Origin of the sequence: Pseudonocardia adelaidensis (genome assembly GCF_039543345.1) — a bacterium.
Classification (GTDB): Bacteria; Actinomycetota; Actinomycetes; order Mycobacteriales; family Pseudonocardiaceae; genus Pseudonocardia; species Pseudonocardia adelaidensis.
Genome location: NZ_BAABJO010000010.1, coordinates 107,977 through 125,336 on the forward strand (window position 1 = coordinate 107,977; position 17,360 = coordinate 125,336).

Consider the following 17,360-nt stretch of genomic DNA (forward strand, 5'->3'; position numbering starts at 1 on the left):
CTCCCGACTTGCACCGCGCTCGGGGGAACCGCCGGATGCCGGCGGCCGGCGGGTCTGGTGCGTCCGGAGCCGCACGTGTTTTGAACTGAATGTTCCAGAACGTGTTACGGTACCCGGGTGCCCCGCCCCCGGACCTTCGACGAAAACCGCGCCGTCGACGCCGCCATGCGTACGTTCTGGGCCAACGGCTACGAGGCCACCACCACCGAGGACCTCTGTGCCGCCACCGGCCTGGGCCGCAGCAGCATCTACAACACGTTCACCAGCAAGCACGAGCTCTTCCGGCGGGCGCTGCTGCACTACGTGGCGACGATGAACGCGACGCAGCTGGGCATCCTCGACGACGAGGAGCGCTCGCCGGTCGAGCGGCTGCGCGCCATGTTCGCCGCCGTGATCGATGGCGAGATGGCAACGCGGCGGGACGGCCGCAGCATCGGCTGCCTCACCGTCAACACCACGGTCGAGCTCGCCGGGCGCGACCCCGAGGCGGCCGAGATCCTCGACCGGGACGTCGAGCGGCGGGCCGCCGCCCTGCGCGTCGTCATCGCCGCGGGTCAGCGCGCCGGCGAGATCGCCTCGGCACGGGACGCGCACGCTCTGGCGCGCTACCTGAACGCCGTGATCGGGGGGATGCGCGTTGCCGGGCAGGGCGGCGCGGACCGGGCCGCGCTGCGGTCCATCGCCGACACCGCGTTGGACGCGCTGATCGGCTGACGCGGGTCGTGCACGCGGGCGTACGCGCGCGCCCAGGTTATGGATAGATTAGTACAAAACTAGGAGGAACGCGTGCCGCGTGCCGTGTACGTGCTTGCCCTCGGCATCTTCGCCATGGTCACGAGCGAGTTCGTGGTCGCAGGGCTCATGCCGCAGATCGCGTCCGGGCTGGACGTCTCGATCTCCCAGGTCGGCTACCTGATCACCGCGTTCGCGGTGGCGATGGCCGTAGGTGGCCCGGTGCTGACGGTCCTCGTCATGCGGCTGCTGCCGAGGACCGCGCTGCTCCTGCTGTTCGCGCTGTTCCTCGCGGGCAACGTCCTGGCCGCCACCGCGCCGAACTACCCGGTGATGCTGCTCGCGCGGCTGGTCACGGGCACCGCGTCGCAGGCGTTCTTCGGTGCCGCCGTGTCGATCTGCGTCGTACTGGTGCGCCCGGAGGTGCGGGGCCGGGCCATCTCGGTGGTCATCAACGGCCTCATGCTCGGAACGCTGCTCGGGCTGCCGCTGGCCACGTTCGTCGGTGCCGCCCACGGGTGGCGTGCGGCGTTCTGGGCGATCTCGGTGCTCACGGTGGCGGCGGCCCTGGCCACGATCGGCGGGGTGCCTCCGCTCGAGCGCATCGCGGCCGGCCCGCTGCGTCACGAGCTGGGGGTGTTCCGGCGCCCGCGCCTCTGGCTGGTGCTGTCCACCAGCCTGCTCGTGATCGGCGCGACGTTCTCCGCGTTCAGCTTCCTCAACCCGATCCTCACCGTGATCAGCGGGTTCGACGCGGGCGCCGTCCCGCTGCTGCTCGTGGCCTACGGGGCCGCCACGGTCGTCGGGAACACGGTCGTCGGGCGCTTCGCCGACCGGCATGCGCTGGCCGTGCTGGTCTGCGGGCTCGTGCTGAACCTGGTGTTCCTGACCGGGTTCGCCCTGTTCGCCCACGTCGGCGCGGCGGCCGTGGCGTGCATGCTCGGCGTCGGGCTCGTCGGCGTCACGATGAACCCCGCCATGGGCGTGCGGGTGCAGCGCGCCGGGAACATCGGACCGTTGGTCAACACGATCCACGGTTCGTTCATCACCGGGGGGATCGTCGTCAGCTCCGCGGTCGGCGGGCTGGTGATCGACGGGTTCGGCCTGCGCGCGCCGCTGTGGCTCGGGGCGGGGCTGGCGTTGCTCGGGATCCTCACGCTGGTGCCCGACCTCGCCCGGAGGGACGCCCCGCAGGTGCGTCAGTGCCAGGTCGTGGCGTGAGCGTCGAAGAGCTCGGGGTCGCTCTCGACCGGCAGCACGCAGACGATCTGCCCGCCCGGCACGCGCAGGATCCGGCAGTCCAGCCACCGCCCCACCTGCTCGGCCCCGAGTCCCAGCAGGCGGGCGGTCTCGGCGTCGGGGTCGTCGGACTCGATGTCGATGTGGATGCCCGGCGCGTCGTCGACGGCCTGGACCGCGGTGACCAGCCCGGGGACCGCGCCCCGCAGCGAGGTGAACTGCGGGTGGTCGGGAAGGGCGCGGGAGGGCACGCCGAGCGCGGCCGACCAGAACTCCGCGGCCCGGGTCGCCTGGTCGGTGGGGTGTCGATGATCACGGCGTAGACGCGGCTGCGGTGCATGCGGTTGATCCTTCCCGTGCCCGCCAGTAGTTTCGTCGGCGTGACTGCCGGGTCGGCCATGGGCCATTCACGGATGGGGCACCCGGCCGGGGCGTGACGCCCCCGCGGGCTCGCAGCCCGCCGCCTTCTCACGAACTCCCGCACCCACCGGATTTCGTGAGAAAGGATCACCTCAACCGCATGTTCCTCGATCCCCAGCGACAGGTCATCGACGAGTTCCGCGCGAACGGCGGCTGGGTCGGTGGACCGTTCGTCGGCGCCCGCCTGCTCCTGCTGACCACCACCGGCGCGCGGTCCGGTGCACCGCACACGGTGCCGCTCGGCTACCTGCCCGACGGCGGCGAGCAGGTCCTCGTCATCGGCTCGGCCGGCGGCTCGCCGCGCCACCCCGCTTGGTTCCACAACCTCGTGGCCCAGCCGCGCGTCACGGTGGAGGACGGCGTCTTCGTCGCCGACGCGCTCGCCGTCGTACTGGAGGGCGCCGACCGGGACCGCGCCTTCGCCCGTGCCGTGGAGACCGACGCGGGATGGGCCGCGTACGAGGAGCGGTCCGGGCGCGTCCTGCCCGTGGTCGCGCTCCGGCCGCTGCCCGGTCCGCCCCGCTACGCCGGAGGGGCGTCGCCCGTCTCGAGCGCCACGCTCATCCGGGTCCACGGCGCGTTCCGCCGCGAGCTCGCCCTGATCCGGCGCGAGGTGGCCGGGACCGGCGCGAGCGTGGGTGCGCAGCTGCGCGCGAACTGCCTGACCCTCTGCGCGGGCCTGCACAACCACCACCTCGGCGAGGACGGCGCGCTCTTCCCGCTGCTCGCGGCGCGGCAGCCCGACCTGGAGCCCACCCTCGAGCGCCTGCGGGTCGAGCACGAGCGGATCGCCGCGCTCGTCGCGCAGCTGCAGGAACTCGTCGCCGGGCCCGCGGACCCTGCTGCGCTGCACCGTGACGTCGACCGGCTCACCGACGCGCTCGAACGGCACCTCGCGTACGAGGAGGAGCGGCTCGTCCCGGCGCTGGACGCCGTCCTAGGCTGATCCGGTGACGGGGGACGTGCTGATCCGCCAGCTCGAGTACCTCGTCGCGCTGGCGAGGGAGCGCCACTTCGGCCGGGCCGCGCAGGCGTGCCACGTCAGCCAGCCCGCCCTGTCGGCGGCGATCCGCAGGCTCGAGCACGAGCTGGACGTCCCGATCGTGCTGCGCGGGCAGCGGTTCGGTGGGTTCACCCCGGAGGGGCAGCGCGTCGTCGGCTGGGCGCACCGGATACTCGCCGAGCGCGACGGGCTGCGCACCGACCTGGACCGGATGCGCAGCGGTCTCTCCGCCACGCTGCGGATCGGCGCCATCCCCACGGCGGTACCCGCGACACCGCTGATCACGGCGCGGTTCGAGGCCGCTCACCCGCGGGCGTTGGTGCGGATCGAGGCCCTCTCGTCCCGGGAGATCGCGCGCCGGCTCACCGACTTCGAGCTGGACGTCGGCATCACCTACCTCGACGACGAGTCGGCGGCCTCGATGCGCGTGGTGCAGCTGTACTCGGAGCGGTTCCTGCTGCTGATGCCGGCGGACAGCCCGCTGGCGCACGAGCGGGTGGTGGAGTGGGCCGCGGCGGCGGAGCTGCCGCTGTGCGCCCTCACCCCCGACATGCGCAACCGGCGGATCCTCGACGCGACGATGGCGACGGTCGGAGCCCGGCTGGCGCCGGTGATGGAGACCGACAACGTGGGTGCGCTGTACGCGCACATCGCGAAGCGGGGCCTGTCGAGCATCGTGTCCCACGCCTGGGTGCACGCGTTCGGCGTGCCCGTGGGCAGCTGCGTGCGCCCGCTCGCGGAGCCCAACCCACACCCGCCGGTCGGGCTTGTCGCGCTGCCGCGGGAGCCGCCCTCGATCCTCGTGGACGCGGTGTGGAGCGCGATGGAGGGCACGGACCTGTCCGCCGACTTCGAGCGGTCGCTCGCCGGCGCGCTCGAACAGTAGTTCGGTCCTTCCACGGGGTTGTCCACAGCTGTGGAGGGTGGTGCGTGAGGATGGTCGGCATGACGAGCGTTCGCTGGGGAGTGGTGGGTCCGGGCCGCATCGCGGCCAAGGTCGTGCGCGACTTCGTGCACATGCCCGACGCCGAGGTGGTCGCGGTGGCGTCCCGGTCGCCCGAGCGGGCGCGGGCGTTCGCCGACGCGAACGGGATCGTGCGCGCACACGGCTCCTACCGCGCGATCCTCGACGACCCCGACGTGGACGCGCTCTACATCGCCACCCCGCACCCCCAGCACCGCGCGGTGGCGCTCGCGGCGATCAAGGCGGGCAAGGCCCTGCTGGTGGAGAAGTCCTTCACGATCACGCCCGCCGCCACCGTGGAGATCGCGACGGCCGCCCGCGACGCAGGCGTGTTCGTCATGGAGGCGATGTGGACCCGCTTCCAGCCCGCGGTCGTCCGGCTGCGCGAGCTGCTCGCCGACGGAGCGATCGGCGAGGTCCGCGGCGTGCAGGGCGAGCTCGGCGTGAACGCGCCCACCGATCCCCTGGACCGGTTCTACAACCCCGCGATCGGCGGCGGTGCCCTGTTCGACCTGACGGTCTACCCGGTGTCATTCGCGCAGATGGTGCTCGGCACCCCGGACACCGTGGTCGCGCACGGCGTCCTCGCGCCGTCCGGTGTGGACGTCGAGGAGGCCGTGCTGCTCGGGTGGGCCGACGGGCGCACCGCGTCGCTCTTCACGTCGCTGCGCTGCGCCACGCCGGGGCAGATGCGGGTGTTCGGCACGGGCGGCTGGGTCGACGTCCTGCCGCGGTTCCACCACCCCGACACGATCGTGCTCCACCGCGTTGGCCACGAGCCCGAGGAGATCACCCGCCCGCACACGGGCGGCGGATACGTGCACGAGCTGCGCGAGGTCACCGACGGCGTGCTCGCCGGGCGGACGGAGAGCGCGGTGATGCCGCTCGCCGACACGGTCGCGGTGCAGGACGTGCTCGGCGCGGTGGCCGACCAGCTCGGGATGCGGCCCCAGGAGGGCCCGGCCGAGCTGGACGGCTGAGCCGGCCCGCGCGCGTCCCGCGTCAGGCCCGATCGCGCCAGTTGATGGCCTCACAGGCGACGACCACCGGCCACGCGGCGACGGCGCCCGCCACCCAGACCGGTCCGGCCGCCGCCACGGCGAGCGGCCCGCGCGCCCGCAGCGCGTGCAGGTCGCGCCGGAGCGCCGCGGTGACGGCGGGCCCGTCGAACCCGGCGAGCAGGACCAGCAGGACGGCGCCGACGAGGAGGTAGGTCAGCAGGAGCGGCAGTGCCATCAGCGGGTGTTCTCCATGCGGGACGCGGCGGCGAGGATGGCCGCCGCGAACGCCCGTGCCTCGTCGGGGGTGTCGAGCGTCCGGCCCGGGACCACGAGGATCCCGCCGCCCAGCAGGTGGACCCCACCCGCCCAGGTCAGCTTGTACGGAACCCGCTCGGCGTACCCGGCCGGCCGGATCGGCTCCGGCAGTTCGACGATCGCGCGCACCGGCTCCGGCGGGCGCTGGTCGCTCGGCCGGCGCAGCTGGGTCACCCGGCTTCCCCGGACGGACCCGCCGAGCAGGGACTGCAGCAGGCCGCGCCGGCCCGGCGCGGGAACGGCGTGCGCGCCGCCGCGCGGGGGGAGGGCGCGGCACCCGTCGGCGGTGTGATCCGGCCCTGCGTCGCCGGTGCGGGCATCGGGACTCCGATCGGGATCGAGGCGCGGCGCGTCCGCCCTGCCGCCGGGGACGCTGCGGAGTGGCCGGTCCGTCGGGCGGCGGGTGGACATCAGGCCGCCCGGCCGAGGTCGGTGCGCGTGACGGAGGGGCCTGCGAGCCAGGAGAGGATCTGGCGCACGATCGCCAGCCGGTCGTCCTCGTGCTCGAAGGAGCGCCAGTCGATCAGGGCGGCGATCCGGGCGACCAGATCGGGGTCGCCCGGATCGACCGGCCCCGCGACGGGGAGGCGGACGATGTGGTAGCCCCGGCTGTCCAGCCAGGACGCGATGTGCGCCGGAGCCAGGGTGGCGGGTGCCTTGTTCGTGCCGTTCGCGAGGAAGTAGTCGGTCATCGCGCTGCTCATCACTGCCGCGGTGTCCACGAGTTCCAGGATGGCCCGCGGGCGGCCGCCCGTCGTCAGGGCTCGCGGCCATCTCCGGTACCGGCTGGCTGGAACCCCGTGCTGGCCGTGACCCCTCACCTTCCGGTTACCTTCAATGTGCACGGGTGACGCCGCTGCGATCCTCATCGCGTGGGGCGGTGCATGATCGTGGACGACAACGAGCGGTTCCTCGCGGTCGCCCGTGATCGCCTCATGCGCGACGGCCTCGACGTCGTGGGCACGGCCACCTCGCAGAAGGAGGCCCTCCAGCTGGCGGAGGAGCTGCATCCGGACGTCGTGCTCGTCGACATCAGCCTCGGCGCCGAGAGCGGGTTCGAGGTCACCCGGCGCCTCGTCGCGGACTTCCCGGACCTCGAGGCCCGTGTCGTCCTGATCTCCACCCGCGACCAGGACGACTTCGCCGACCTGATCGCGGCGAGCCCGGCCGCGGGCTTCCTGCCGAAGAACCTGCTGTCCGCGCGCGCCGTCCGCGACCTGGTGGGCGTGGCGGACTGCTGATCGTCACCCCCACCCGATAGCGTCTTCACATGCGGGGATGACGATGACGAACGCCTGGGTTGCGCCCGCACTGCGCCGGCTCGGCGGGTTGCTGGCGGGCGCGGTGCTGGCCGTCGCGTGGTTCGCGGCCCGCGCGCGCCGGGACGAGCACGAGACGGCGCGGCTGTCGCAGGAGCAGGCGGGGCAGCGCCGGGTGGCCACCCTGGTCGCGGGCGGCGCGCGGCCGCGGGAGGTCTTCGCGGCCGTCAGCGACGAGATCGCCCGACTGCTCGCCCCCGACCTCACCACGCTCGTGCGCTTCGAGGCCGACGGCTCCGCCGGCTTCCTGGCCGGCGGCGGCTGGCGGGGCGGGGAAATGCGGGTGGGGCGCTCCATCCCGGTGCCCCCCTCGCTCGCGCCGTTGCGGGACGGGGCCGTCGTGCGCATCGACGACCTGCGGCGGCACCCCGACATGGCGGAGACGGTCGAGAAGCAGGGCCTGCTCGGGGTCGTCGCCTGCCCGGTCTTCGTCGAGGGACGCGTGTGGGGTGCCTTCGGCGTCGGGTCGCGGGCAGGCGCCTTGCCCGCGTCCACCGAGCGGCGGCTCGTCGACTTCATGGAGCTGATCGGCGCGGCGATCGCCAATGCCGAGAGCCGGGCCCAGGTCGGCCGCCTGCTCGACGAGCAGGCGGCGCTGCGGCGGGTGGCCACGGTCGTCGCGCGGGGGGCGCCCGCCCAGGAGGTCTTCGCCGCGGCCGCGGACGAGGTCGCCGCGGTGCTCCGGGCCGACGTCGCGTGCCTCATTAGGGCGGACGTCCCGACGATGGTCGCGGCGAGCGGCTGGGACGACGCTCCGATCGGCGTGGTCCTGGACCGGTACCCGCAGCTGCGAACGGCCTTCGAGCTGGGCGAGCCCTACCGGACGGACGACCTCTCCCTGGTCCCCCACGAGGCGGAGGTACTCGCCGGCTCGGGCGTCCGCGGGTTGGTCGCCACCCCCGTCACCGTCGAAGGGCGGTTCTGGGGTGTGCTCGTGGCGGGTTCGCGCAGCGGGCCGCCCCCGGTCGGTGCCGAGCACCGGCTCGTCCAGTTCACCGAGCTCGTCGGCACCGCGATCGCGAACACGGAGAGCAGGTCGGAGATCCTCCGGTTGCTGGCCGAGCAGGGCGCGCTGCAGCGGGTGGCCACCCTCGTCGCCACCGGCGCGTCCTCCCTCGAGGTGTCGCGGGCGGTTGCCGGGGAGGTCCGCGGCCTGCTCGGGGTGGCCGACGCCGGGGTGTGCCGCTTCGAGCCCGACGGCACCGCCGTCCTGCTCGTCGGGATCGGCGACACCATCGCGCAGTGGCCCCCGGGCACGCGCTTCGCCGTCGACGACATGTACAGCGTGTCCGAGGTGTGGCGCACCGGGAGCTCCGCTCGCTTCGACGCCGAGCGGTGGCAGCAGGACATCGGCGCCGTCGGCGCGCAGCTGCGCCGGTTGGGCGTGCAGTCGGTGGTGGCGGGCCCGGTGACGGTGGAGGGGCGGCTCTGGGGCGCGGTGATCGCCTGGTCGAGCGGGACCTCGCTGCCCGACGACACCGAGGAGCGGATGGCCCGCTTCACCGATCTCGTCGCGATGGCGATCGGCAACGCCGAGAACCAGGCCAAGCTCGCCGCCTCGCGGGCACGGATCGTCACGGCCTCCGACGAGGCCCGCCGGCGCATCGAGCGGGACCTGCACGACGGCGCCCAGCAGCGGATCGTGTCGCTCGGCCTCGAGCTGCGCCTCGCACAGGCGGGCGTGCCCGACGAGCTGCCGGAGGTGCGGGCCGGGCTCGCCCGCGTCGCCGACGGGCTCGCCGACGTGCTGGACGAGCTGCGCGAGACGGCGCGGGGGATCCACCCCGCGATGCTGTCCGAGGGCGGGCTGCAGCCCGCCCTCCGGACGCTGGCGCGCCGCGCGCCGGTGCCGGTCGAGCTCGACGTCGCGACCGATGCCCGGTTCCCGGAGCCGGTCGAGGTGGCGGCGTACTACGTGGTGTCCGAGTCGTTGACCAACGCGGCGAAGCACGCGAGGGCGTCGCACGTCGCCGTGGCCGTGTCCGCGCGGGACGGCGACCTGCGGCTGTCGGTGCGCGACGACGGTGTGGGCGGCGCCGATCCCCAGGGTGGTTCCGGGCTGATCGGCCTGCGGGACCGGGTGGAGGCGCTCGGCGGGACCATCGAGGTCGCGAGCCCGAGGGGCGGCGGCACGAGCGTGGTGGTCACCCTGCCCGCCGCGGACGGGCAGGACCGGATCACCTCTTCTCGAGGAAGGTGAGCACCGCGAGCACCCGGCGGTGGTCGTCGTCCGTGTCCGGGAGGCCCAGCTTCGTCAGGATGCTGCGCACGTGCTTCTCCACCGTGCCCTCCGTGATCCACAGCCGGCGGGCGATGCCGGCATTGGACCTCCCCTCGGCCATCAGGGAGAGCACGTCGCGCTCCCGCTCGCTGACCACGGCGAGCGGGTCGTTGCGCTTGCGGGCGGTGACCAGCTCCTGCACGAGCGCGGGGTCGACGACCGAGCCTCCCCTGGCGATCCGCTCGAGCGTCTCGATGAACTCGGCGACGTCGCTGACGCGGCTCTTGAGCAAGTAGCCGATCCCCCGCCCGCTGGCCAGCAGCTCCATGGCGTGGTCGACCTCGGCGTGCGCCGAGAGGACCAGGATCCCCACCTCCGGCCGGTCCCGGCGGATCTGCTTCGCCGCGTCCAGCCCTTCGGTGGTGTGCGCGGGCGGCATCCGGATGTCGACGATGGCCAGGTCCGGGTCGGTGTCACGCACCAGCTCCAGGAGTTGGGTCGCGTCCCCGGCCTGCCCGACCACCTCGAACCCGCTCCGGTCGAGCAGGCTCGCCAGTCCCTCCCGGAGCAGGACGTCGTCATCGGCGACGACAACCCGCACCGCGGTCATGCCCCGATTATCCGGCGTCCGCATTGGCACTGCCCACACTGAGGCCGGCCTGTGTCCATTTGCCGACGCTTCGCTCGTCCGTCCGCTGTGCGGCGGACGCCCGTGCCTGCTCCCGTCGCGCGACGAGCGCGGTCGACGCCGCGGCCACCAGGCAGGCCACCGCCCCCAGCGCGAGGCCGGCCCGCCCGCCGAGGTGCTGGCTGACGAAGCCCGCGATCGGGCCGCCGATCGGCGTCGAGCCGAGGAACGCCACCGCCCAGAGCGCCATGACGCGGCCCCGCATGTGCGGAGCGGACGCCAGCTGGAGCGTGCTGTTGCCCGTCGACTGGAAGGCCACGCTCGTGGCGCCGACGAGGGCCATCCCGATCAGGGCGAAGGCCAGGGTGGGTGCGAGTGCGGTGGCCAGCATCGTGAGGCCGAACGCGGCGGCAGCGGCGGAGAGCGACCAGAGCCCGGTGCGGCCCCATGCGGCCATGCACAGGCCGCCGATCACGGCGCCCACGCCCATCGCCGCCGTCAGGAACCCGTAGGTCCTCGCGTCGCCCGCGAACGTCTCGCTGGCGACGATCGGGAGCACCACCTGGAACTCGTAGGCCAGGCAGCCGATCAGCGCCATCGTCAGCAGGGGCACGGCGAGCGCGGGGGTGCGCCGGACGTAGTCGAAGCCCTCCCGCAGCTGGCCGGGAGCGCGGGGAGCGGGAGCGGTCGGGGTGAGTGCGGTGAGGTCGAGTCGCAGCAGCGAGGCGATGACCGCGGCGAAGCTCGCCGCGTTGAGCAGGAAGCAGACGGCGATGCCGCCGGTGGCGATCACGATGCCCGCGAGGGCGGGCCCGACCGCGCGGGCGACGTTCGCGAGCACGGAGTTGAGGCTCACCGCGTTGCGCAGGTTGTCCGGCCCGACCAGCTCGAGCACGAACGTCTGGCGCGCGGGGTTCTCGAGGCTGCTGACGGTTCCGAGCAGGAACGCGAGCACGTAGACGTGCCACAGCTGCACGGTGCCGGTAGCGGTGAGCACGCCCAGCACCATGGCCAGGGCCGCCATGAGGACCAGCAGGCCGATCATCAGCCTGCGCTTCTCCAGCCGGTCGACGACCACGCCGGCGTACGGGCCGAAGAGCAGCACCGGCAGCGTCTGCAGGGCGACGACGAGCCCTACCGCGGTTGCGGAGCCGGTGAGCTGCAGGACCAGCCAGGACTGGGCGATCGTCTGCATCCAGGTGCCGGCCAGCGAGACGGCCTGGCCGCCGATGAACCGGCGGTAGTTGGGGGTGGAGAGGGAAGCGAAGGTCTGGCGACGCAGTGCGTCGAGGGGGGCGAGCGCGCGCTCGCCGATCATCGTCATAGGGTCTCCGTATAGTTGCTTGCCAATAGGCAACTATACGCTGTCAACGCGGCGCGGGCCCGGTACTTCCCCGCACGACCAGATGTGTGGCGAGCTCCACGCGCGGTGGCGGGCCCGGGATGCTGTTCCCGGCGTCGAGCAGCAGTCGCACCGCCTCGGCCGCCATCCGGGCCAACGGCTGGCGCACCGTCGTGAGCGGCGGCGCGGCCAGCTCGCTGAACGCGATGTCGTCGAACCCCACGATGCTGAGGTCCTCCGGGATGCGCAGCCCACGCGCCGCCGCCTCCTGGTAGACGCCGAACGCCTGCATGTCGGAGCCGGCGAAGATCGCGGTCGGTGGCTCGGGCACGTCGAGCACGACGCGGGCGCCGTCCCGGCCGCAGCTCGTGGTGAAGTCGCTGAAGTGCACGAGCCGCTCGTCCACCGGGATGCCGGCACGGCCGAGCGCGGCCCGGTAGCCCTCCACCCGTTCCTGGCTGCACGCGAGCTGCGGGCGTCCGGAGAGCGCGGCGATCCGGCGGTGGCCGAGTGCGATGAGGTGCTCGATGGCGGAGAGGCCGCCTGCCCAGTTCGTGGCCCCGACCGTGGCGAACGACGGGTCGCTGCCGCCGACGGGGTCGAGCAGCACCACCGGTGTGTGCAGGGCGGCGAGCTGTTCCACCGCCTCCGGTGCCGCCTCGCTGACCACCAGCACGAGACCGTCGGAGCGCCGGGTGGCCAGCCGGTCGAGCCACTGCCGGTTGCCGGCGGGGGCCCGCTCGGTGGACGTCACGACGATCTGGCTGCCGACCTTCCGCGCCTCGGCCTCGGCGCCGCGCAACACGTCGACGACCCACGGGGAGTCGAGGCTCGGCACGGCCATGTCGATCAGGCCGACCGGGCGCTGCGCGCCGGACGCACGGCGCTGGTAGCCGCGGTCGATCATGACCTGCTGCACCCGCCGGCGGGTGGTCTCGGCGACGTCGGCCCGGCCGTTGAGCACCTTGGACACGGTGGGCACCGATACGCCGGCGGAAGCGGCGATCTCGGCGATCGTCACGCGACGGCTGGGCATCACGGTCCTCCAGGCAGAAACTTTCGGCCTCCATGCTCCCGCCCCGTGCGGCTTGACGGGCGGCCGGGTCGAACCTACCGTCAGCGCGGCGAATCGCAAATGTCGGAAACTTTCGGTCCCGGAGGGAACGTGTCCACCAGAACCGAGGCCTCCTCCCGGGTCGCAGAGCTCGTCGCGCGCATGACCCTGGAGGAGAAGCTCGCCCAGCTGGTCGCGCTGTGGGAGGGGCGCGGCGGTTCCGGCGAGGGCGGCGACGTCGCCCCGATGCAGGACGCGATGCAGGCCGACGAGGCCGGTTTCGAGGCGTTCGCCGCCCACGGGCTCGGGCAGCTGACCCGCCCGTTCGGCACGGGCCCCGTCGAGCCGGTGGACGGGGCGCGAGCAGTGGCCGCCAAGCAGCGCTGGCTGGTCGAGCACACCCGCCTCGGGATCCCCGCGCTCGTGCACGAGGAGTGCCTCACCGGCCTCGCCGCCTGGAAGGCGACGACGTTCCCGGCGCCGCTCTCCTGGGGGGCGAGCTTCGATCCGGCACTCGTCGAGGAGGTGGGTGCGGCCATCGGCGCGTCCATGCGCAGCCTCGGGGTGCACCAGGGCCTCGCCCCGGTGCTGGACGTCGTGCGCGACGCCCGATGGGGCCGCGTGGAGGAGTGCATCTCCGAGGACCCCTACGTCGTCGGGACGATCGGCACCGCCTACGTGCGCGGCGTGCAGTCGGCGGGCGTGGTCGCCACGCTCAAGCACTTCGTCGGCTACTCGGCCTCGCGGGCCGGGCGCAACCTCGCCCCGGTGCACGCCGGGCCGCGAGAGGTGACCGACGTGCTGCTGCCGCCCTTCGAGATGGCCGTGCTCGACGGCGGCGTCGACTCGGTCATGAACTCCTACGCCGAGATCGACGGGCTGCCGGTCGCCGCCGACGCCGCCCTGCTCACCGGCGTGCTGCGCGATCGGTGGGGGTTCGGCGGCACGGTGGTGGCCGACTACTTCTCGGTCGCGTTCCTGCACACGCTGCACCAGGTCGCGGGCGACCTCGGCGCCGCCGCCGCGCAGGCCCTCGCCGCGGGCATCGACGTGGAGCTGCCCAGCGGGAACGCCTTCCTCGAGCCGCTCGCGCAGCAGGTGCGTTCCGGTGCGGTCCCCGAGGCGCTCGTCGACCGCGCCGTGGAGCGCGTGCTGCGCCAGAAGGCCCGCCTTGGCCTGCTCGACCGGCAGGCGCAGGACTACGCCGAGGTGGGCCCCGTCGACCTCGACCCGCCCGCGCACCGCGCGCTGGCGGCCCGGCTGGCCGAGGAGTCGGTGGTGCTGCTCGCGGGCGACGGCACCCCGCCGCTGGCGGCGCCGGCCCGGGTGGCCGTCGTGGGCCCGAACGCCGACGACACCGCGGCGCTCTTCGGCTGCTACAGCTTCCTCAACCACGTCCTCTCACTGCACGACGGCGTCGAGCCGGGCCTGGAGATCGCGAGCGTGCTGGACGCCCTGCGCGCCGAGCTCCCCGGCGCCGAGATCACGCACGTCCGAGGCGCCGACGTCGACACCGACGACACCAGCGGCTTCGCCGAGGCGGTCGCGGCGGCCCGGAACGCCGATCTGTGCGTCGCGGTCGTCGGCGACCGGGCGGGTCTCTTCGGCCGCGGCACCTCCGGCGAGGGCTGCGACGCCGACTCGCTCGACCTTCCCGGCGTGCAGCGCGGGCTCGTCGAGGCGCTGCTGGAGACCGGCACCCCGGTGGTGCTGGTGCTGCTCACCGGCCGCCCGTACGCGGTGGGCTGGGCGCTGGAGCGGTGCGCCGCCGTCGTGCAGGCGTTCTTCCCGGGCCAGGAGGGCGCCGCCGCCGTGGCCGGCGTGCTGTCGGGACGGATCAACCCGTCGGGACGGCTGCCGGTGAGCATGCCGCGGTCGGTCGGGGCCCAGCCCTACAGCTACCTGCACCCGCGCCTGGGCGGGGCGAGCTCGGTGAGCAACCTCGACACCGCCCCGGTCCGCCCGTTCGGCTTCGGGCTGTCGTACACGACGTTCACCCACTCCGACCTGCGGGTCGCGGCGTCGCGGGTGCCCACGGACGGCGCGATCGTGGCGAGCTGCCGCGTGACGAACACCGGCGACCGCGCGGGCGCGGAGGTCGTGCAGCTCTACGCCACCGACCCGGTGGCGTCGGTGACCCGCCCGGTGGTGCAGCTGCTCGGCTACGCCCGCGTGCACCTCGAACCCGGGCAGAGCGCCGACGTCGAGCTCGACGTGCCGACCCACCGGCTGGCCTTCACCGACCGGCGCATGGTGCGCGTGGTCGAGCCGGGCGCCGTGCGCCTGTTCGTCGGGCGCAGCTGCGCCGACCCGGTGCTCGACACGGAGGTGGAGCTGACGGGCCCGGTGCACGAGGTCTCCACAGCGGACCGGCGGGTCGTGGGGGTGCGGATCACGCCGAACTGATCGGACGAGCGGCAGTCTCGTCGGAACCCGTGCGACGAAGGTGCCGCTCGTGCACCTGCCGTCAGAACCGGCCGCCACCGCCCCGGCGCCCGCGGCTGGCGGAGCCGCCGAAGCTGCCCGGTGAGAAGCCACCGCCGCCGTGCCGGCCGCCGCGGTAGCCGCTGGTGGCCCCGGACAGGATGCCGCCGAGGACGAGGCCTGCGAGGTCGGCCCCCACGCTGTTGGTGGCGCCGGGCGGGGACCACCGCGACACGTCCGCCTGCGCCAGGCGCAGCGCCTCCCGGCCGAGCGCGTCGGCCTGTTGCGCCTCGCCGAGCGCGGCCACCGGGTCGTCCGCGCCACCTGCCTGGTCGAGGTGGCGGTGGGCCTCGGCGAGCCGGGTGCGGGCCTGCGCGCCGACGGCCCCGCGCCGGGTGGCGACGAAGTCCTCCGCCGCGGCCACGCTCGACCGGGCGGTGAGCACGGCCTGCCCGAGCGCGGCGGCCGCCTTCCGCCCGCGTTCGGCGGCCTCGCGGGCGTCGGCCATCCCCTGGTCGAGGGCGGCACCGGCCTCGCCGAGCAGGCGCAGCGCCGCGATCGGGTCCGGCTGCGGTCCGCCGGCCGCCTCGTCGGCCGCGGCCAGTGCGGCCGACGCCCGTGCGACCACCGGGGCGATCTCGGCACCGGGCAGCGCCCGTGCCTCGGCCAGGTCCAGCTCCACCTCGGAGCGCGCGGCCGGGATCTGCTCCGCGGCGTCGGCCAGCTCCGACTCGCGGCGCCCGATGCCGTCGAGCAGGGTCTCGACCTGCGTGATCGCGTCCTCCGCCGCCCGACCGGCGACGACCGCGGCCCCCGACCCACCGCCGTCCAGGCCTTGCTGCGCCTCCGCGAGCTCGGCGTCGGCGGCCGTGAGCAGCTCCCGCGCCTGATCGACGTCGCCGGCCACGGGTTCCAGGGCGGTCGCGGCGTAGCGGGACCGCAGTGCCGCCCACGCGGCGTCGACCTGCGGAACCCGCGCGCGGACACCGTCGAGGCGGGTGCGCAGGCCGGTGACGTACTCCGGTGCCCGGGCCTCCAGGCCCCGCAGCGCGTCGAACGCCTCCACCTGCTCGTCGAGCCGCTCGTCCGCGGCGGTGGCGAGCCGGACGATCTCGGCGTGCAGGGCGCGCGCCGCGGGCTCGTCCTCCGGTTCGTCGTCGTCGAGCCGCTGGCGCAGCGTGAACGCCCGCAGCATGTCGGCGCGCGAGTGCTCGAGCGCGGCCGCGAACTCCGCCACCGCGTCGTCCCCGAAGTGGGCCCGCGCGGCGGCGAGCTCCTGCTCGGACGTGCGGACGGCGTCGTCGACCTCGATCAGGGCAGCGCTGGCCCGGTAGGCGAGGTCGGCGGTGGAGACGTCGGGGAACTCGTCGGGCGGGAGGCCGGGAGCCGCGGCGGCGCCTGCGGTGCGGCGGCGCCTGCGCGCCAGGGCGTAGGCGCCCGCGCCGACGACGACGGCGCCGCCGACCACCGCCAGCCCGAGCCCGAACCCGTGACCGCCGCCGGAGCGCAGCCCGTCGGCCAGTGCGACCGCGGCGCCGCCCCATGCCTCCGCGGAGAGCCGCGGCTCGACGTCCTCGGTGCGGATCTCGTCGAGCCGGGACTCGTCGACCGGGAAGCCGTCGGCCACCGAGATGCCGTAGGCGCGGTCCGCGACGGCCACGGCGAGCAGGGCGTCCTCCTCACCGAGCTGGGAGAGCCGGGCGGTCTCGTGGGCCCACTCCTCGCCGTCCGCACCGTCGAACGACTCGACGTAGACGACGAAGAGATCCACGTTGTTCTCGGTCCGCAGTTGCTGGATCGCGTCCTGGATCTCGGCGACGTCGTTCGGCGTGAGCACGCCGGCCCGGTCGGTGACGCGGTCGGCGAGGCGCATCGGCGGATCGGCCGCTGCGCCGCCGGCATTCAGCGCGAGCAGCGCCGCAACCCCGATCAGTACCCCGATCAGTACGGACAACCTGCGCACGGCGACCTCCGCGATCGACAGGGCGCCATCATCGCGCGCCGGTCCACCGGCGCTCGATTGGCCATCGGCTGCGGCCCGACGATCACGCACGATGGGGTGGTGGTCGTCGATCTCCGCACGCTCCCCGTCACCCGCAACCCCGGCAGGCGGCTACCGCAGCTCTTCTGCGGGCTCGCGCTGTACGCGGTGAGCATGGCGATGCAGATCCGCAGCGGCCTCGGGCTGAACCCGTGGGACGTGCTGCACGAGGGGCTCACCAAGCAGACCCCGCTCAGCTTCGGCGCGATCACGGCCATCACCGGGGTGATCGTGCTGCTGCTGTGGATCCCGCTGCGCCAGCGGCCCGGCGTCGGCACGGTGGCCAACGTCCTCGTGATCGCGGCGACCATCGACGTCGCCCTGGCGCTGCTGCCCGCCCCGGACGCGCTCGCCGGCCGGATCGCGCTGCTGGTGGGCGGGGTCGTGCTGAACGGCGTCGCCACCGCGTCCTACGTCGGGGCGCGGCTCGGCCCGGGCCCGCGCGACGGCCTGATGACCGGGCTGTCCGCGCGCACCGGGCGTTCCGTGCGCGTGGTGCGCACCTGCATCGAGGTGGTCGTGCTGGCGTGCGGGTGGCTGCTCGGCGGCACGGTCGGCGTCGGCACAGTGCTCTACGCGCTGGCGATCGGCCCGCTCACCCAGGCCTTCCTCCCGTTCGTCGCGGTCCGGACGCCCCCCGAGGTGCCGTGAGCGGAT

General features: G+C 74.3%; 17 protein-coding genes. 9 read left to right on the top strand and 8 right to left on the bottom strand.

Annotated elements, in window-relative coordinates; translation table 11 throughout:
• Window positions 1-117: 117 nt before the first annotated feature.
• Window positions 118-714, top strand: coding sequence for a TetR/AcrR family transcriptional regulator (locus tag ABEA81_RS15485; RefSeq protein WP_345605781.1), 597 nt, complete (start codon window positions 118-120; stop codon window positions 712-714).
• Window positions 715-786: 72 nt separating this feature from the next.
• Window positions 787-1,953 (top strand): MFS transporter, encoded by a 1,167-nt coding sequence (locus ABEA81_RS15490; RefSeq protein WP_345605782.1) that lies wholly within the window; start codon window positions 787-789, stop codon window positions 1,951-1,953.
• On the opposite strand, the gene ABEA81_RS15495 is transcribed toward ABEA81_RS15490, so the two are convergent.
• Window positions 1,932-2,378: a VOC family protein gene (locus ABEA81_RS15495; RefSeq protein ID WP_425570565.1), complete on the bottom strand. Its 447-nt coding sequence runs from the start codon at window positions 2,376-2,378 to the stop codon at window positions 1,932-1,934. The two genes, ABEA81_RS15490 and ABEA81_RS15495, sit on opposite strands and share 22 nt — an antisense overlap.
• Window positions 2,379-2,491: 113 nt before the next feature.
• Here ABEA81_RS15495 and ABEA81_RS15500 point away from each other — a divergent pair, with 113 nt between their 5' ends.
• From ABEA81_RS15500 to ABEA81_RS15510, 3 genes are read left to right on the top strand one after another with little or no spacing between them, the layout of a single operon-like run.
• Entirely contained in the window at window positions 2,492-3,337 is an 846-nt protein-coding gene (locus tag ABEA81_RS15500) for a nitroreductase/quinone reductase family protein (RefSeq protein ID WP_345605784.1), read from the top strand.
• Window positions 3,338-3,341: 4 nt separating this feature from the next.
• A complete protein-coding gene (locus ABEA81_RS15505; protein WP_345605785.1) occupies window positions 3,342-4,280 on the top strand; it encodes a LysR family transcriptional regulator in 939 nt (312 codons plus the stop codon).
• 59 nt (window positions 4,281-4,339) lie between these two features.
• Entirely contained in the window at window positions 4,340-5,338 is a 999-nt protein-coding gene (locus ABEA81_RS15510) for a Gfo/Idh/MocA family protein (protein WP_345605786.1), read from the top strand.
• Window positions 5,339-5,360: 22 nt separating this feature from the next.
• On the opposite strand, the gene ABEA81_RS15515 is transcribed toward ABEA81_RS15510, so the two are convergent.
• The 3 genes from ABEA81_RS15515 to ABEA81_RS15525 all read right to left on the bottom strand — a co-directional run bounded on the left by ABEA81_RS15515 (window position 5,361) and on the right by ABEA81_RS15525 (window position 6,396).
• Window positions 5,361-5,594, bottom strand: a complete 234-nt coding sequence (locus tag ABEA81_RS15515) for a hypothetical protein (RefSeq protein ID WP_345605787.1) — start codon at window positions 5,592-5,594, stop codon at window positions 5,361-5,363.
• Window positions 5,594-5,848 (bottom strand): hypothetical protein, encoded by a 255-nt coding sequence (locus ABEA81_RS15520; RefSeq protein WP_345605788.1) that lies wholly within the window; start codon window positions 5,846-5,848, stop codon window positions 5,594-5,596. The genes ABEA81_RS15515 and ABEA81_RS15520 overlap by 1 nt, the downstream gene beginning before the upstream one ends.
• A gap of 236 nt (window positions 5,849-6,084) precedes the next feature.
• Window positions 6,085-6,396: a hypothetical protein gene (locus tag ABEA81_RS15525; protein WP_345605789.1), complete on the bottom strand. Its 312-nt coding sequence runs from the start codon at window positions 6,394-6,396 to the stop codon at window positions 6,085-6,087.
• Window positions 6,397-6,558: 162 nt separating this feature from the next.
• Between ABEA81_RS15525 and ABEA81_RS15530 the strand changes: the two genes are divergently transcribed.
• Both ABEA81_RS15530 and ABEA81_RS15535 read left to right on the top strand, forming a co-directional pair.
• Window positions 6,559-6,915: a response regulator gene (locus ABEA81_RS15530; RefSeq protein ID WP_345605790.1), complete on the top strand. Its 357-nt coding sequence runs from the start codon at window positions 6,559-6,561 to the stop codon at window positions 6,913-6,915.
• 37 nt (window positions 6,916-6,952) lie between these two features.
• On the top strand, window positions 6,953-9,193 hold the full coding sequence (locus ABEA81_RS15535; RefSeq protein ID WP_345605791.1) for a GAF domain-containing protein: 2,241 nt from the start codon (window positions 6,953-6,955) through the stop codon (window positions 9,191-9,193).
• On the opposite strand, the gene ABEA81_RS15540 is transcribed toward ABEA81_RS15535, so the two are convergent.
• Genes ABEA81_RS15540 through ABEA81_RS15550 form a run of 3 tightly spaced genes read right to left on the bottom strand, consistent with a single transcriptional unit; the run spans window position 9,171 to window position 12,220 of the window.
• Window positions 9,171-9,824, bottom strand: coding sequence for a response regulator (locus tag ABEA81_RS15540; protein WP_425570567.1), 654 nt, complete (start codon window positions 9,822-9,824; stop codon window positions 9,171-9,173). The two genes, ABEA81_RS15535 and ABEA81_RS15540, sit on opposite strands and share 23 nt — an antisense overlap.
• Before the next feature lie 7 nt (window positions 9,825-9,831).
• Window positions 9,832-11,166, bottom strand: a complete 1,335-nt coding sequence (locus ABEA81_RS15545; RefSeq protein WP_345605792.1) for an MFS transporter — start codon at window positions 11,164-11,166, stop codon at window positions 9,832-9,834.
• 43 nt (window positions 11,167-11,209) lie between these two features.
• On the bottom strand, window positions 11,210-12,220 hold the full coding sequence (locus ABEA81_RS15550; protein WP_345605793.1) for a LacI family DNA-binding transcriptional regulator: 1,011 nt from the start codon (window positions 12,218-12,220) through the stop codon (window positions 11,210-11,212).
• Between the two features lie 129 nt (window positions 12,221-12,349).
• Here ABEA81_RS15550 and ABEA81_RS15555 point away from each other — a divergent pair, with 129 nt between their 5' ends.
• Complete coding sequence (locus tag ABEA81_RS15555; protein ID WP_345605794.1) at window positions 12,350-14,644, top strand: beta-xylosidase/alpha-l-arabinosidase; 2,295 nt, start codon at window positions 12,350-12,352, stop codon at window positions 14,642-14,644.
• A 61-nt stretch (window positions 14,645-14,705) separates the two neighbouring features.
• On the opposite strand, the gene ABEA81_RS15560 is transcribed toward ABEA81_RS15555, so the two are convergent.
• Window positions 14,706-16,625 carry a TPM domain-containing protein gene (locus ABEA81_RS15560; protein WP_345605795.1) on the bottom strand — a complete coding sequence of 640 codons (1,920 nt, stop codon included), beginning with the start codon at window positions 16,623-16,625 and terminating at the stop codon, window positions 14,706-14,708.
• A 96-nt stretch (window positions 16,626-16,721) separates the two neighbouring features.
• Between ABEA81_RS15560 and yczE the strand changes: the two genes are divergently transcribed.
• Window positions 16,722-17,354 carry a membrane protein YczE gene (yczE, locus tag ABEA81_RS15565; RefSeq protein WP_345605797.1) on the top strand — a complete coding sequence of 211 codons (633 nt, stop codon included), beginning with the start codon at window positions 16,722-16,724 and terminating at the stop codon, window positions 17,352-17,354.
• The last annotated feature ends 6 nt before the right edge of the window (window positions 17,355-17,360 follow it).